The organism is Mesorhizobium sp. B2-6-1, from assembly GCF_006440475.1.
Classification (GTDB): domain Bacteria; phylum Pseudomonadota; class Alphaproteobacteria; order Rhizobiales; family Rhizobiaceae; genus Mesorhizobium.
The window spans coordinates 1-14,368 of record NZ_VFUH01000004.1; the positions used below are offsets into that span (position 1 = coordinate 1).

General features: G+C 64.1%; 12 protein-coding genes. 6 read left to right on the top strand and 6 right to left on the bottom strand.

Features of this window, described 5'->3' with window-relative positions:
- Positions 1-167: 167 nt before the first annotated feature.
- Both FJ443_RS10435 and mscL read right to left on the bottom strand, forming a co-directional pair.
- Entirely contained in the window at positions 168-1,334 is a 1,167-nt protein-coding gene (locus FJ443_RS10435; protein WP_140496579.1) for a pyridoxal phosphate-dependent aminotransferase, read from the bottom strand.
- Positions 1,335-1,444: 110 nt separating this feature from the next.
- On the bottom strand, positions 1,445-1,867 hold the full coding sequence (gene mscL / locus FJ443_RS10440; RefSeq protein ID WP_140496583.1) for a large conductance mechanosensitive channel protein MscL: 423 nt from the start codon (positions 1,865-1,867) through the stop codon (positions 1,445-1,447).
- A gap of 222 nt (positions 1,868-2,089) precedes the next feature.
- Here mscL and FJ443_RS10445 point away from each other — a divergent pair, with 222 nt between their 5' ends.
- Positions 2,090-5,596, top strand: coding sequence for a PAS domain-containing hybrid sensor histidine kinase/response regulator (locus FJ443_RS10445; protein ID WP_140663888.1), 3,507 nt, complete (start codon positions 2,090-2,092; stop codon positions 5,594-5,596).
- A 173-nt stretch (positions 5,597-5,769) separates the two neighbouring features.
- Here the strand turns inward: FJ443_RS10445 and FJ443_RS10450 are convergent, their stop codons facing one another.
- Both FJ443_RS10450 and FJ443_RS10455 read right to left on the bottom strand, forming a co-directional pair.
- Entirely contained in the window at positions 5,770-6,429 is a 660-nt protein-coding gene (locus FJ443_RS10450) for a response regulator transcription factor (protein ID WP_140513279.1), read from the bottom strand.
- A 126-nt stretch (positions 6,430-6,555) separates the two neighbouring features.
- On the bottom strand, positions 6,556-6,990 hold the full coding sequence (locus FJ443_RS10455; protein WP_140496589.1) for a hypothetical protein: 435 nt from the start codon (positions 6,988-6,990) through the stop codon (positions 6,556-6,558).
- Between the two features lie 107 nt (positions 6,991-7,097).
- Between FJ443_RS10455 and FJ443_RS10460 the strand changes: the two genes are divergently transcribed.
- Together FJ443_RS10460 and FJ443_RS10465 are read left to right on the top strand one after the other, a co-directional pair.
- Complete coding sequence (locus FJ443_RS10460) at positions 7,098-7,448, top strand: DUF952 domain-containing protein (protein WP_140496591.1); 351 nt, start codon at positions 7,098-7,100, stop codon at positions 7,446-7,448.
- The gene (locus tag FJ443_RS10465; RefSeq protein WP_140629520.1) at positions 7,445-8,524 is read left to right on the top strand and encodes a quinone-dependent dihydroorotate dehydrogenase; all 1,080 of its coding nucleotides are present in this window, start codon (positions 7,445-7,447) and stop codon (positions 8,522-8,524) included. The genes FJ443_RS10460 and FJ443_RS10465 overlap by 4 nt, the downstream gene beginning before the upstream one ends.
- Here FJ443_RS10465 and FJ443_RS10470 read toward each other — a convergent pair.
- Positions 8,517-9,779, bottom strand: coding sequence for an MATE family efflux transporter (locus FJ443_RS10470; RefSeq protein WP_224518988.1), 1,263 nt, complete (start codon positions 9,777-9,779; stop codon positions 8,517-8,519). The genes FJ443_RS10465 and FJ443_RS10470 overlap by 8 nt on opposite strands.
- A 228-nt stretch (positions 9,780-10,007) precedes the next feature.
- On the opposite strand from FJ443_RS10470, the gene FJ443_RS10475 reads away from it, so the two are divergent.
- Positions 10,008-10,910: a histone deacetylase gene (locus FJ443_RS10475; RefSeq protein ID WP_140663890.1), complete on the top strand. Its 903-nt coding sequence runs from the start codon at positions 10,008-10,010 to the stop codon at positions 10,908-10,910.
- A 3-nt stretch (positions 10,911-10,913) separates the two neighbouring features.
- Here FJ443_RS10475 and FJ443_RS10480 read toward each other — a convergent pair whose 3' ends face one another.
- A complete protein-coding gene (locus FJ443_RS10480; protein WP_140496599.1) occupies positions 10,914-11,177 on the bottom strand; it encodes a DUF6460 domain-containing protein in 264 nt (87 codons plus the stop codon).
- 440 nt (positions 11,178-11,617) lie between these two features.
- Here FJ443_RS10480 and FJ443_RS10485 point away from each other — a divergent pair, with 440 nt between their 5' ends.
- A complete protein-coding gene (locus tag FJ443_RS10485) occupies positions 11,618-12,646 on the top strand; it encodes a glycosyltransferase family 2 protein (protein WP_140513269.1) in 1,029 nt (342 codons plus the stop codon).
- Between the two features lie 69 nt (positions 12,647-12,715).
- On the top strand, positions 12,716-14,206 hold the full coding sequence (locus tag FJ443_RS10490; RefSeq protein WP_140663893.1) for a hypothetical protein: 1,491 nt from the start codon (positions 12,716-12,718) through the stop codon (positions 14,204-14,206).
- The last annotated feature ends 162 nt before the right edge of the window (positions 14,207-14,368 follow it).

Below are 14,368 nucleotides of genomic sequence, written 5' to 3' on the forward strand. Positions count from 1 at the left end.
CGCGCTCGGCATTTCCTATGGTTCAGCAGGACGACCTTCCGTGGCCAAGACCGACCGGATCATTCCCCTGCTGGTGCCCAAGTCAGGCGGCTGAAGCCGTTTGAAACTCCACTCCGGCGGCCATCTGGCGCGCCGGAGCGACTTTCAATTCGGGCTTCGTCAACCTCTCAAACAGCCGTCATCCACTTCGCCAGCCGGTGCGCCGCCTCCTCGAGCTGGTCGAGACGGCGGTGGAAGCACAGCCTGAGGAAGGCTTCGCCGCCCGGGCCGAAGGCCGTGCCCGGCGCCAGGCCGACATTGGCCTTGTCGACAATCTCGAAGGCGGCGCTGCGCGAATCGGTGATGCCGTCCACCCTGAAGAACAGGTAGAAAGCACCTTGCGGCACGGTGAACCGGGCGCGGTCGGTGGCGCCGAGAATGCCGCAGACCAGATCGCGCGCCTTCCTAGCCCTCTCCACCTGTTCGGCGACGAAGACATCGCCTTCATCGAGCGCCGCGACCGCGCCGCGCTGCATGAACTGGGCGACACCTGAATTCGAATACTGGATCAGGTTCTCGAACACCTGCTGCAAGCTCGGATGGGTCTTGATCCAGCCGACGCGCCAGCCGGTCATCGCCCAGTTCTTGGAGAAGCTGTTCACGAACAGGATGCGGTCCTCTGCGGTCGCGATGTCGAGGAAGGACGGCGCGCGGCCTTGGCCATAGTGGAACAGCGAATAGATCTCGTCGGCGATGATCCAAAGGCCATTTGCCCGGGCGAGATCGAGAATGGCGCGCAAAGTCTCATGGTCGGCGGTCCAGCCGGTCGGATTGGACGGCGTGTTGATGAACAGCGCCCTGGTCCTGGGCGTGATGGCGGCCGCGATCTTCTCGACGTCGCACGACCAGCCATTGCCGGATTGATCGAGCGTGACCGGCACCGGCACTGCACCGGCGATGGCGGCGGCGGCGTCGAAATTCGGCCAGGCGGGCGACAGATAGATCACCTCGTCGCCGGCACCGGCGAGCGCGTCGAGCGCAAGCTGGATCGCATGCATGCCCGAGCCGGTGACGATGAATTCGTCCTCGGCGAAGTGTTTGCCGAAATGCCTCTGGTAATAGCGGGCAAGCGCCTGCCTGAGATCGGGGATGCCCCTCTGCCAGGTGTAGAACGTCTCGCCACCGGCCAGCGCCTTCGACGCGGCATCGGTGATGAAGGACGGCGTCGGCAGATCGCCCTCGCCGGCCCAGAGCGGGATCAAGCCGTCGCGCAGCCTGCCATAGTTGACGACGGCGACGATACCGCTTTCAGGCGCAGCCAGGGCCTCGGGGCGCAGGTTCTGGATCAGGGTCATGGGCAGGTCCGTTCGAACAGGGATAGCATGCCGGCTGTTCTACTACGGGCGAAAGCAAAAAACCCCGGCCGTGAACGACCGGGGTTTTGGTCCAGAAGAACCTGATGTCTTTATCTCCTGGCGAGCAGATCGCGGATTTCGGTCAGAAGCTGCACATCGGCAGGCGGCGGCGCGGCGGCAGGCGCGGGCTTTTCGGCCTCCAGGCGCCTGCGCAGGTTGTTCACCGCCTTGACCATCAAGAAGATGATGAATGCGAGGATGAGAAAGTTCAGCACGACGGTGATGAAGCTGCCATAGGCGAAGACGGCGCCCTCTTTCTTTGCCTCCGCCAGCGTGCCCGAGTGGACGTTCGAGGACAGTCCGAAGAAGTAGTTGTTGAAGTCCAACCCACCGAAAATCGCGCCCACGATCGGCATGATGATGTCGTTGACAAGGGAATCGACGATCCTGCCGAAAGCAGCGCCGATGATGACGCCGACGGCCAGGTCCATCACATTGCCCTTGGAAATGAATTCCTGGAATTCTTTCAGCATTTCGACCCTCCTTGCCATGATCGGCCGCATTCTCCAGCGCCGGCCAAGCCCACAATAGCAAAAACCTCCGGTTGCAAAACCGGAAAAAGGGCCAAGGCACCGGTTTGTTTTTACCCGCATCATCAGACGTCCATGCGCCGAACGCCGCGATGGACTCAGCTTCCAAGCTGTGGTTGCGTGCGGTGAGCGGGCGTCGAGCCGGCCAGGGAGGAAGCGCGAGCCGTGCAGGGCTTGTTCATCGTTGTCATCGCGATCGCTTATGTGACGCTTCTGTTCGCCATCGCCAGCCTTGGCGACCGCCGCTCGGCCAGCTCCGGGCCCGGTCGCGCACGTCCGTTCATCTACGCGCTCAGCCTGGCCATCTATTGCACCTCCTGGACGTTTTTCGGTTCTGTCGGCCTGTCTTCCGAGCGCGGCCTGGAGTTCCTCGGCATCTATACCGGCCCGGTGCTGGTGTTCGTGTTCGGTTTTCCCTTGCTCAACCGTCTCGTGCGGCTGGCCAAGACCGAGAAGATCACCTCGATCGCCGACTTCCTCGGCGCGCGCTATGGCAAGAGCTTCACCGTGGCCGCCATCGCCACGCTGATCGCGACCATCGGCGCGGTGCCCTATATCGCGCTGCAGCTGAAGGCGATCTCCGGTTCCGTCAGCCTGATGGTCGAGCATTACACCGGCTCGCCGCCCTCGTTCGATCCTTTCGTCAGCGACATCTCGCTGGTGGTCGCCATGCTGCTGGCGCTGTTCGCGGTGCTGTTCGGCACGCGCCACGCCGACGCCACCGAGCACCAGGACGGGCTGGTGCTGGCGGTGGCGGTCGAAACCGTGGTCAAGCTTGCCGCCTTCCTGGCGATCGGCCTGATGGTCACTTTCCTGATCTTCGGCGGGCCCGGCGACATGTTCGGCAAGCTGGCCGAAAACGGCCAGGTGCGGCAGGCGATGAGCTATTCGACGTCACTCGCCACCTGGCTGGTGCTGACCTGCCTGAGTGGCTTCGCTATCATCCTTCTGCCCCGGCAATTCTACGTCACCATCGTCGAGAACCGCAGCGAGGCGGAACTGCGCACCGCGACATGGGTGTTTCCGCTCTATCTGGTGGCGATCAACCTGTTCGTGCTGCCGATCGCCTTCGCCGGACTGTCGCTGGTCGGCACGAAGACGAGCAGCGACCTATATGTGCTGTCGCTGCCCTTGTTCGGCGGTCACGATTTCCTGGCCATGGCTGCCTTCATCGGCGGCCTGTCGGCGGCCACCGCCATGGTCATCGTCGAGAGCGTGGCGCTGTCGATCATGATCTCCAACGACCTCATCATCCCGCTGTTCGTGCGGCGGCTGCTGAGGACGACGTCTTCCGAAAACGAGGACTGGTCGACGCTCATCCTCAACGTGCGGCGGGCATCGATCTTCATCATGCTTTTCATCGCCTTCCTCTACTACCGCGAGAGCACCGACAGCGCGCGGCTGTCGTCGATCGGCCTGATGTCGTTCGCGGCGATCGCGCAATTCGCGCCGGCGCTGATCGGCGGGCTGATCTGGCGCGGCGCCAATGGCAGGGGCGCGGCCCTCGGCATGGTCGCCGGCATCCTGATCTGGGGCTACACGCTGCTGTTGCCATCGCTCGTCGCGCCCGAAACCGGCATATTGGTGCATGGCCTGTTCGGCTTCGAAGCGCTGCGGCCGCAGGCGCTGTTCGGCACCGTTGCGGAGCCGTTGAACCACGGCGTGCTGTGGAGCCTGTCGATCAACGCACTGTTTTTCGTGCTGGGCTCGCTGTCGCGCGCCGCGGTGCCGCTGGAGCGCATCCAGGCGTCGATCTTCGTGCCGCGCGAAGCCGGGCCGATGCCCAGCCTGCGCCGTTTCCGCACCGCCGTCACCGTCAACGACCTGAAGGACACCATCGCGCGCTATCTCGGCGTGCAGCGCACCGAGCGGTCGTTCCAGTCCTTCGAAAAGACCACCAACGTCATCCTGCATGGCAATGAGCAAGCCAGCATGGACGTCATCCGCTTTTCCGAGCAGCTTTTGGCCAGCGCCGTCGGCTCTTCGTCGGCGCGGCTGATCCTGTCGCTGCTGTTTCGCCGCCACGACCGCGAATCCAGGGATGCCTTCCGGCTGCTCGACGACGCCACGGAAGCGTTGCAACACAATCGCGACCTGTTGCAGATCGCGCTCGACCAGATGGAACAGGGCATCACCGTCTTCGACCGGGATTTCCGGCTGATCTGCTGGAACCGCCAGTACCGCGAGCTGTTCGACCTGCCCGACGACATGGGCCAGGTCGGCGTCTCGCTCGACCAGATCCTGCGCCATCTGGCGGAGCGCGGCGATATCCCGACCGACCAGCGGGTGACGATGCTCAACCGGCTGACCAGCTTCGTCAGCCCCTGGCAGATGGAACTGAAGACCAGCGGCCGGATCCTGGAGCTGCGCTCCAACCCGATGCCGGACGGCGGCATCGTCGCCACCTATGCCGACATTTCCGGCCGCGTCGAGCAGGACCTGGCGCTGAAGCGGGCGAACGAGTCGCTGGAACAGCGGGTGAAGACCCGCACCATCGAACTGACCAGGGTCAACGAGGAGTTGACCCGGGTCAACGAGGAACTGGCGCAGGCGCAGATGCTTGCCGAGGAGGCCAATCTGGGCAAGACGCGCTTCCTCGCCGCGGCCGGCCACGACATCCTTCAACCGCTCAACGCCGCCAGGCTCTACTGCTCGTCGTTGATCGAAAAGGCCGGCAAGGGCCCGGCCGGCAAGGCCGCGGTCAACATCGACTCCTCGCTGGAATCGGTCGAGACCATTCTGGGCGCCGTGCTCGACATTTCCCGCCTCGATGCCGGTGCCATGAAACCGGACGACACGGCCTTCAACCTAGACGCATTGCTGCGCCAGATCGGCAATGATTTCCGGCCGCTTGCCGCGGAAAAGCAACTCAAGCTGACGATCATGCCCTCGTCGCTGACAGTGATGACGGATCGCAACCTGTTGCGCCGCCTGATCCAGAACCTCGTTTCCAACGCCATCAAATACACACGTCACGGCCGCATCCTGGTTGGCGTGCGGCGGCGCGGCGAACTGGCGGAAATCCAGGTGATCGACACTGGCATCGGCATTGCCGGCGACAAGCTGAACACGGTGTTTCGCGAATTCACCCGGCTGGACGAAGGCGCGCGCGAGGCCGAAGGCCTCGGCCTCGGCCTTTCGATCGTCGATCGCATCGCGCGGGTGCTGAGGCTTGAAATCCGTATTTTCTCCAATCCGGGCAAGGGCACGCGCTTTTCCGTCATCCTGCCGGTGGCGGCCGTGCAGGAACCGAAACGCGAGGTCGAAACCAGGGCGCCGGCCCGCGCGGCGGCTTCGCTGGCCGGACTGAGCGTGCTGTGTATCGACAACGACGCCCGCATCCTGGAAGGCATGCGGCTGCTGCTCGAAGGCTGGGGCTGCGCCGTCGAGACCGTGTCCGGCACAACGAACCGGGATATCGCGATCCGCCGCCCGGACATTGTCCTTGCCGACTATCATCTCGATGGCGAAACCGGCCTCGACGCCATCGTCGGGCTGCGAGCGATCCACGGCGACGACCTGCCCGCCGTGCTGGTCACCGCCGACCGTTCCAACGAGGTACGCACGGCGGCGGCCGGGCTCGACGTCCCGGTGATCAACAAGCCGCTCAAACCGGCCGTGCTGCGCTCGATGATGGCCAGGGTCAGGCCGCTGGCGCCGGCGGCGGAGTAACTGTCAGATCTGCTTCATTTCGGCCCCGCCGACGGCGCCCAGGCTTCGAGATAGGCGCAAAACATGTCGGCCATCGCTTCGGCATGGCTTCTATCTCTGCCGACGGGCGAGGCGTTTCCGAAAAACTGGTCGCCGGGCCGACATCCGCATAACCATCCGCCAGGTTCGGGCGCTCAGCTCACCGGCTGCAGCGGATCGCTGCCGATCTTGGACAGCAGGATCACCGCCTGGGTGCGGCTGTCGACGCCGAGCTTCTGCAATATCGCCGAGACATGCGCCTTGATCGTCGCCTCTGAGACGCCGAGCTCATAGGCGATCTGCTTGTTGAGAAGGCCTTCCGCCAGCATGCCGAGCACGCGGGTTTGCTGCGGCGTGAGCGCCTGCAAGCGCTTGATCAGGTCCGATATTTCGGGATCGCGCTCGACACCGAGATCGATGCCGGCCGGTGCCGCGATATCGCCCGCAAGGACCGATCGCACGGCGTCGCGGATTTCCTCCATGCTGGCCGATTTGGAGATGAAACCGGACGCGCCGAGGTCGAGCGCGCGCCGGATGGTCGCCGGGTCGTCATGGGCGGAGACCACCACCAGCGGCGCCGCCGGATGGATGCCGCGCAACGAGATCAGGCCGGAAAGGCCGCTCGCGCCCGGCATCGACAGGTCGAGCAGCACCAGATCGACCTCCTCGTTGGCCACGACCAGCGCCTTGGCGCTTTCGAAATCGCCGGCTTCGTGAATAGCGGTGACATTGCCGATGCCGGCAAGCGCTTCGCGCAACGCACCGCGAAACAGCGGGTGATCGTCGGCGATGACGAAAGAATAGCCTGATGGCAAATATCCCTCCCCGGATCCCTTGATGGTCTTCTGTTTTCTCGGGACCTGATGCAACGATTATGAGGCGCTTCGCGCTGTTTTCAAGCAGCAAAGCCGGCGCACCGGATTTCCCCAGACGGCCTGTCTTCAGGTCTTCTGCGAGTTGGGTTTGGCGCCGTCGCCGCTGTCCTTGTCCATATCTTTGACGATGCCCATGAAGCCCTTCAGGAAACGCTCCATGTAGCTCATCGTCTTGTTGAAATCCTCCTCGCTCGGCAATGTCGATTCGAGGCGGGCCGAGAGCGAATTCTCGAGCCTGGTGACGCGCTCGTCCATGGCTTTCATCGAGGTTTGCAGGCGATCGACCTCGTCCTGGAAGGCAGCGCGTTCATCGGCCGCCATCTTGCAGACGAGTTGGCCGGAGCGCTCCTCGCAGATCGACATCGCGCCCGTCTGTGTGTCCATGCGGACATAGCCGTTGGCGGATTTCTCCAGACGATAGCGGTCGGTCTCCTCGGAAAAGGCGGACGCCGCGACCAGCGAAACGAGCGCGGCGGGGATCAAGATGTGCTGCAGACGCATGTTGTCCTCCATGGCCAAAGCCTGAGATATCGCATGTTTGCGCCGGAAATGGGGAAGATCCTTGGCACGGCCTTCCCCGCACGGCTGGTTCGGACTATAGCGCAACCATGTCTCAGATTATCTACAAGATAACCCCGGAAGGGCCTTGGCGCGAGGCCGAAGCGAACGGCCGCTTCACCGGAGCGCCGATCGATGTCGCCGACGGCTTCATCCATTTCTCCACGGCGGCACAGGTCAAAGAGACGGCGGCGAAACATTTTGCCGGCCAGGCGGGGCTTCTGCTGGTCGCCATCGACGGGACCAGCCTGGGCGATGCGCTAAAATACGAGGCCTCCCGCGGCGGCGCGCTGTTTCCGCACCTCTACGGCGTGCTCGACCTGAAAGCCGTGCTGTGGGTTCGGCCGCTGCCGCTCGGCGCCGACGGCACCCACCAGTTCCCGGCGCTGGAGGCCGAATGAGCGTGCTCGACCGGATTGGCCAGAAGCTGCTCTTCACGTTCGACCCGGAAACCGCGCATGGCCTGTCGATCGCGGCGCTGCGCTGCGGCCTGCCGGTCGGCGCACGGACGGCGCGCGATGCGCGGCTGAAGGTCAGCCTCTGCGGCCTCGATTTCCCCAATCCGCTCGGCATGGCTGCCGGTTACGACAAGAATGCCGAGGTGCCCGATGCGCTTCTCGGCCTCGGCTTCGGCTTTGCCGAGGTCGGCACGGTGACGCCGCTGCCGCAGCCTGGCAATCCGAAGCCGCGCATCTTCCGGTTGCCGGCGGATGAAGCGGTGATCAACCGGCTCGGCTTCAACAATGAAGGCCATGCGGCCGCCGAGAAACGCCTGGTCGGCCGCAAAGGGCGCCCCGGCATCGTCGGCGTCAACATCGGCGCCAATAAGGACAGCGCCGACCGCGTCGGTGACTATGAGCGCGGCGTCATCCGCTTCGCGCCCTACGCCAGCTATCTCACCGTCAATATTTCCTCGCCCAATACGCCCGGCCTGCGCACCATGCAGGCGCGCGAACAGCTTGGCGAGCTCCTGTCGCGCGTCATGGCCGCGCGCGCGGCGGCGGCAAGGCAGCCGCCGGTGTTTCTCAAGATTGCGCCGGACCTGGTCGAAGCCGAGCTGGAAGACATCGCCGCCGAGGTCACCCAGAAGGCCATAGACGGCATCATCGTGTCCAACACCACCATTTCTCGCCCGGCGCTACGCTCCAGCGGCGCGGCAAGCGAGACCGGCGGGCTTTCCGGCCGGCCGCTATTCGAGCGCTCGACCATCGTGCTGGCCCGTATGCGCAGGCTGCTGGGGCCGGACATGGCCATCACCGGCGTGGGTGGGGTCAACTCCGCCGAGACGGCGCTCGAGAAGATCCGCGCAGGCGCGGATCTCGTCCAGCTTTACACCGGCATGATCTATGCCGGGCCGGCGCTGCCGGGACGCATCGTCGCCGGCATGGCGCGTTTCGCCGACACGGAACGGCTCAACTCCATCAGCGATTTGCGCGACCGCCATCTCGACCAATGGGCTTCAAGGCCGCTCAACTGAATGCCGTCCGCAGCCGCAACCGCAGGATAGCCAGCAGGCTGAGGCCACGCACCAGCAGGAAGACATGCAATGCCGCCCACAGGCCATGATTGCCGAAAGCGGGCGCCAGCGTAATCAGCGCGGCGGCGAAGGCCAGGAAAGACAAAAGCATCATGTTGCGCATGTCGCGCGACCAGGTCGCGCCGATGAAGACGCCGTCCATCTGGAAAGCCAGCACGCCGCTCAGTGCGGTGAAGGCCGCCCAGGGCAGGTAGGTGTCGGCCACCGAGCGGACTTCCTGCGACGTTGTAACGACGGCAACCAGATTGGCACCGGCCAGCAGAAGCACCAGGGTTGCGGCGCCCGCCAATCCGAACCCCCAGAACAGGGTCAACCGCACCGCGCGCCGGAACGGGTGCTCAGCCCGCGCACCGACGGCGCGGCCGGCGAGCTGTTCCGCGGCGGTGGCGAAACCGTCGAGGAAATAGCCTGCGACGAGGAAAAAATTCATCAGCACGGCGTTGGCGGCCAGCGTGACCGTGCCGAATTGCGCACCCTGGCGGGTGAACAGCGCAAAGGCGGCAAGCAGCGAGAACGAGCGGATCATGATATCGCGGTTGAGCGACAGCATGCGCAGGAACGCGCTCATGTCGAGCAGGCGTTGGCGTGGCACGGGCGGACTTGCCCTGAACCGCCTGATGACGATGGCGAGGCCAAGTAACATGGCCAGGAATTCGCCGGTGACGGTTGCCCATGCGACGCCGGCGACGCCCCAGCCAAGCTCCAGGCCAAGCAGGATGCAGAGCGCGATGTTGATGCCGTTCAGCACCAGCTGCAGCACCAACCCGAGCCCGCCCTCGCCTCGGCCGAGGACATAGCCGAGAATGGCGTAGTTGATCAGCGAGAAAGGTGCCGCGAGCAATCTGATGCCGATATAGACGCCCATCGCCTCGCTGACGCGCGGCCCGGCATCCATGAACCACCGCCCGCCGGCCGCGATCAGCGGCGAAAGCGCCGCCAGCACGATGCCGGCGACAACAGCGATCAGCACCGCGCGCCAGAACACCGCCTGTTCCTCCAGCGCGTCGTTGCGCCCGAAAGCCTGGGCGACCAGACCGGTGGTGCCGGAGCGCAGGAAATTGAAGGTGGTGAAGACGACGTCAAAGACCAGTGCGCCTGCCGCCAGGCCGCCAAGCAAGGCGGCGTCGCCGAGCTGTCCGACAACAGCCGTATCGACCATGCCGAGCAGCGGCGTCGTCAGGTAGGCGAGCGTCATCGGCACGGCGATGACGAGCACCGTGCGGTTGGTGACGACAAAGGATCCGGGAACGATTGGGGATCCGGCGTCGGCTGGGATTGCACCCTTCTCCAAAGAATTGCTGCCTTGCTGATTGCGGCTTGATCGAACAGCCGGTGTGCCCCATTTTCCGGCCACCGCGCAATCCACCCTTGCCATGGCGGCCAACCGAAATTCCGGTCTGGCGCGAGCCGCCGGATCCGGTCCATGTCCCTCCAGATCGTCCATCATCCCGACTACGACGCCGGCTTCGCCGTCAACCATCGCTTTCCGATGAGCAAATATCCGCTGCTGATGGAGGCCTTGCGCGCACGCGGACTGGCCGTGCAGGGGGCGCTCAGCATGCCGGAAGCGGCACCCGCACCATGGCTGAAGCGTGCCCATGCGGCTGACTATGTCGACCAGGTCATCAGCTGTTCGGTGCCGGAAAAGATCGAACGCGAGATCGGCTTTCCGGTCGGCCCGCGCGTCTCGCTGCGCGCCCAACTCGCCACCGGCGGCACCGTGCTGGCGGCCCGGCTGGCCTTGCGCCACGGCATCGCCTGCAACACCGCCGGCGGCAGCCATCATGCGCGGCGCGCGCAAGGCGCGGGCTTCTGCACCTTCAACGACGTCGCCGTCGCTTCGCTGGTGCTGCTTGCCGAAGGCGCGGCGCGGAACATACTCGTGGTCGATCTGGATGTGCATCAGGGCGACGGCACGGCGGATATCCTGGCTGGCGATCAGCGCGTGTTCACCTTCTCCATGCATGGCGAGCGCAACTACCCCGCGCGCAAGATCGCCTCCGACCTCGATGTCGCACTGCCCGACGGCACGGGCGATGCCGCCTATCTCGAAAGGTTGGCCGCCATCTTGCCGGAGCTGTCCGCCCATGCGCGCTCGGACATCGTTTTCTACAATGCCGGCGTCGACGTCCATGCCGAGGACCGGCTCGGCAGGCTGGCGCTTTCAAACGACGGGCTTCGCGCCCGCGACGCCATGGTGATCGGTCACTTCCGCTCGCGCGGCATCGCGCTATGCGGCGTCATCGGCGGCGGCTATTCGACCGACGTGGCCGCGCTCGCGGCGCGCCATGCCATTCTGTTCGAGGCGGCGGCGGACTACGCCTGACCGCTATTTCCTGTAGTTGGCGATTCTGAGCAGGATGAACGCCGGAACCACGATCGCCGCACCCAGCAGAATATAACCCAGGAAGCGGTCGATGGCATGGAAGCCCAGATTCCAGAGATCCAGGAAGAATTTGCGGATGCCATAGAGCACGTCCATCGGCGACCAGCCGAAGGCGGTCATGACGAGGCCGACGAGGAACGACACCACCAGCAACTTCAGGAGTACCCTGAGCGGGGTGTCGCCGAGAAAGCGCGTCAATGCGGACAAGACCTGTCTCCGGCTCTGATCGCCCGATTCGGCGACAGGATCAGAAATACGCACTTGGCCGCCCCGCTTCAAGCCGGACGGGCCAAGCCGCCGAACCCTGGCCGACAAAGCCTGTGGCGGCCAATCCGGCTGTGCGGCGGTTTTCTTGTTAGGATTTTTTTCCTTGACGGGGTGAGGGCAACTATGGTAGATATTTGGTTATGGTGCTGAGTTGCGCCAGGGACCCGCCGCACAGGCGGGTTTATCCGTTCAAGGCTCCGTCAACAGCGCGCAGTCGAAGGCTCCGAAGGAACTCGTTAACGCGGATCGTGCCCTGGTACCAAGCCGGCGACCATAGGCGCATGGCAGGCGAGCAGCCGGTGGCGGCTGATCGCGGCCGGCTTATCTGTTTTCTAACCAATTGCCGCTATTGCCATTCCTGGAGCGGGAGCCAGGCTTTGATGGAAGCGGAAAAAATCGGCGCGCGCCGCGCGGTCATGCTTTCGGTTGTCGTGCCGTGCTATAACGAGCGGGACGGCGTGGCTGAGCTTCACCGACGCGTCACCGCCGCTTGCCTGGCGCAAAACCCTTCCTACGAGATCGTGCTCGTCATCGACGGGGCGACCGACGGCACCCGCGAGGCCGTTTTCGAACTGGCGCAAAAGGACGACCATGTCGTCGCCATCGACCTTGCCCGCAACTATGGCCACCAGATCGCGCTGAGCGCGGGGCTGGAGTTCTGCCGGGGCCAGCGCATCCTCATTCTCGATGCCGATCTCCAGGATCCGCCTGAACTGCTCGGCGCGATGATGGCCAAGATGGATGAAGGCTTCGATGTCGTTTACGGTCAAAGGGCCAAGCGTGATGGCGAAGGCTGGTTCAAGCTGGCTTCCGCGTCGATGTTCTACCGGCTGCTGCGCCGGATGGTCGACGTCGAGATCGCGCCGGACACCGGTGATTTCAGGCTGATGAGCCGCCGCGCCCTCGACCATCTGAACGCCATGCCGGAGCGCTACAGGTTCATTCGCGGCATGGTGAGCTGGATTGGGCTGAGACAGGCCGCCTTCTCCTATGAGCGGCAACGGCGTTTCGCCGGCGCCACCCACTATCCGCTCAAGAAGATGGTCCTCCTGGCTGTCGATGCGATGACCAGCTTTTCCATCGCGCCGTTGCGGTTTGCCTCGCTTCTGGGAATGCTTTCCGGCGTGCTGGGGATGGTCGTGCTCGGCTATACGCTGCTCGAGTGGTCGCTGGGAAACGTGCTGCCGGGTTGGACCAGCCTTGCCGCGATCATGCTGATCCTGGGCAGTGTTCAGCTTCTGGTGCTCGGCATATTCGGCGAATATCTCGGCCGGATGTACATGGAGACGAAGCGGCGGCCGCTCTATTTCGTCAACGAGATCGTTTCGCGAAGCGATGTGGCCGTCGAAAACCAGGACCTGCCTGTCCACCGCCTCCAGGAAATGGTGAAGAGAGCCGCGCGTGGCTAAGGCGACGATCGACCGGCCGCAACGGGACCTCTCGACCGGAACGAACGCGAAATGGCCGGGAGCCGCGACATGAACCAAGCCACGGCAATCGCGATGGCTACGCCGTCGCTCGAGGATGCACAGCGCAGCAGGCTGTTGTTCTGTCTTTTCTGCGCCTGCACCGTTGCCTACGTGCTGATGAGGCATGCCAACTCCCTCCTTCTGGATCCTGACAGCTGGTGGCAGGTGAAGGTCGGGCTGGATTTCCTGGCGAACCGGACATTTCCGACCGTCGACCCCTATTCCTATACCTTCGCCGGCCAGCCCTGGATCGCCAAGGAATGGCTGGGGCAGGTGCTTCTGGCGCTCGCCTATGGCGCCGGTGGCTGGAATGGCGTCGTCACGCTGATCATCGCCACGATCGGCCTGACAGTCTTCCTGATGGGATGGTTCCTCAGCGCATGGCTGAAGCCGGTGTTAGCGGTGGTGCTGGCTTTCGTCGCGGCTTTCCTTGTCGCCCCGATCTATACGGCGCGCCCCCACGTTTTCACGTTGCCGATCATCGTCATTTGGACGGCAATGCTGTTTCGCGCGGCGCGGGAGGAAAGAGCGCCATCCCCGTGGCTGCTCGCGCTCGTCGTGTTGTGGGCGAACCTGCATGCCACGTTCACCTTGAGCTTCGTCATCGCCGGCTTTGCCGGTCTGTATCTCCTGTCGCGCACAGGCCTGTCGAAACCAGCTCTTTTGGCGAAATGGGTCGCGTTCGGCCTGCTTTGCCCAGTGGTCAGCCTGGTCCATCCCTATGGCGTCAAGGCCATCCTGGCGACGCTTACCGTCGCCTATGGCAACGAGGCGGTGCCGCTTATCCTGGAGTGGCGGCCCTTCAACGCCCAGGAAGAACTCATCAAGGAAGCCGTGATGCTGCTGGCGCTTTTCGGGCTGCTGGTGTCACGGCTGCGGATCGGCTGGGCCAAGGCACTGTTCATCGTCTTCACCTTGCATGCCTATCTCAGTCACCAGCGGTTCATGTATCTGTTCTTCCTTCTGGTTCCGCTGGTGATCATGGCTGAGGTCGCACAGCAATATCCCGCACTTTCAGCCGCGACCTGGCTGGCGCAAAAGCGCGACGGATTGGAAAAAGTCTTCGCCAGGCATTACTACGCAATCTCAGGCGCGGTGGCCGTCCTGCTGATCGGCGCGGTCTCGGTCCTCGGCAGCGTCCAACAGATCGCGCCGAGCCCGAAGACGTCCGCCAGCGGAGCACTCGCCTTCGCAAGGGATCAGCACCTGTCCGGCAACGTGCTGAATTCCTACAATTTCGGCGGCACGCTGATCTTCCACGGGATCAAGACCTACATCGACGGCAGGACGGACCAGCTGTTCCTGGACGGGTTCACGAAAGCCGACGACGCGACCGGACACAGTGACGGCAAACCACTGCTCGAGGCCCGGCTGAAGAAATACGCCATAGGCTGGGCGCTGCTGGCAGCCGGCGACACCCGCATTCCCTTCTTCGAGGAATTGGGCTGGAAGCGGGCCTACGCGGACGAATACGCCGTGATCTACCTGCCCGGCGCCTGATCCGCGGCGCCAGCCCAAACCGGCTTCGGCCCTCCAGCATTCGCCTTGACACCGATGTTGCGGTGCAGCAAATTGCACCGGAGAGGACGAATAAAGTGGGATCGAGAATCAAGGCTTTCTCGCATCGCGGCAATGCCGCCGCATGGGCCGGTGAACCGGGTG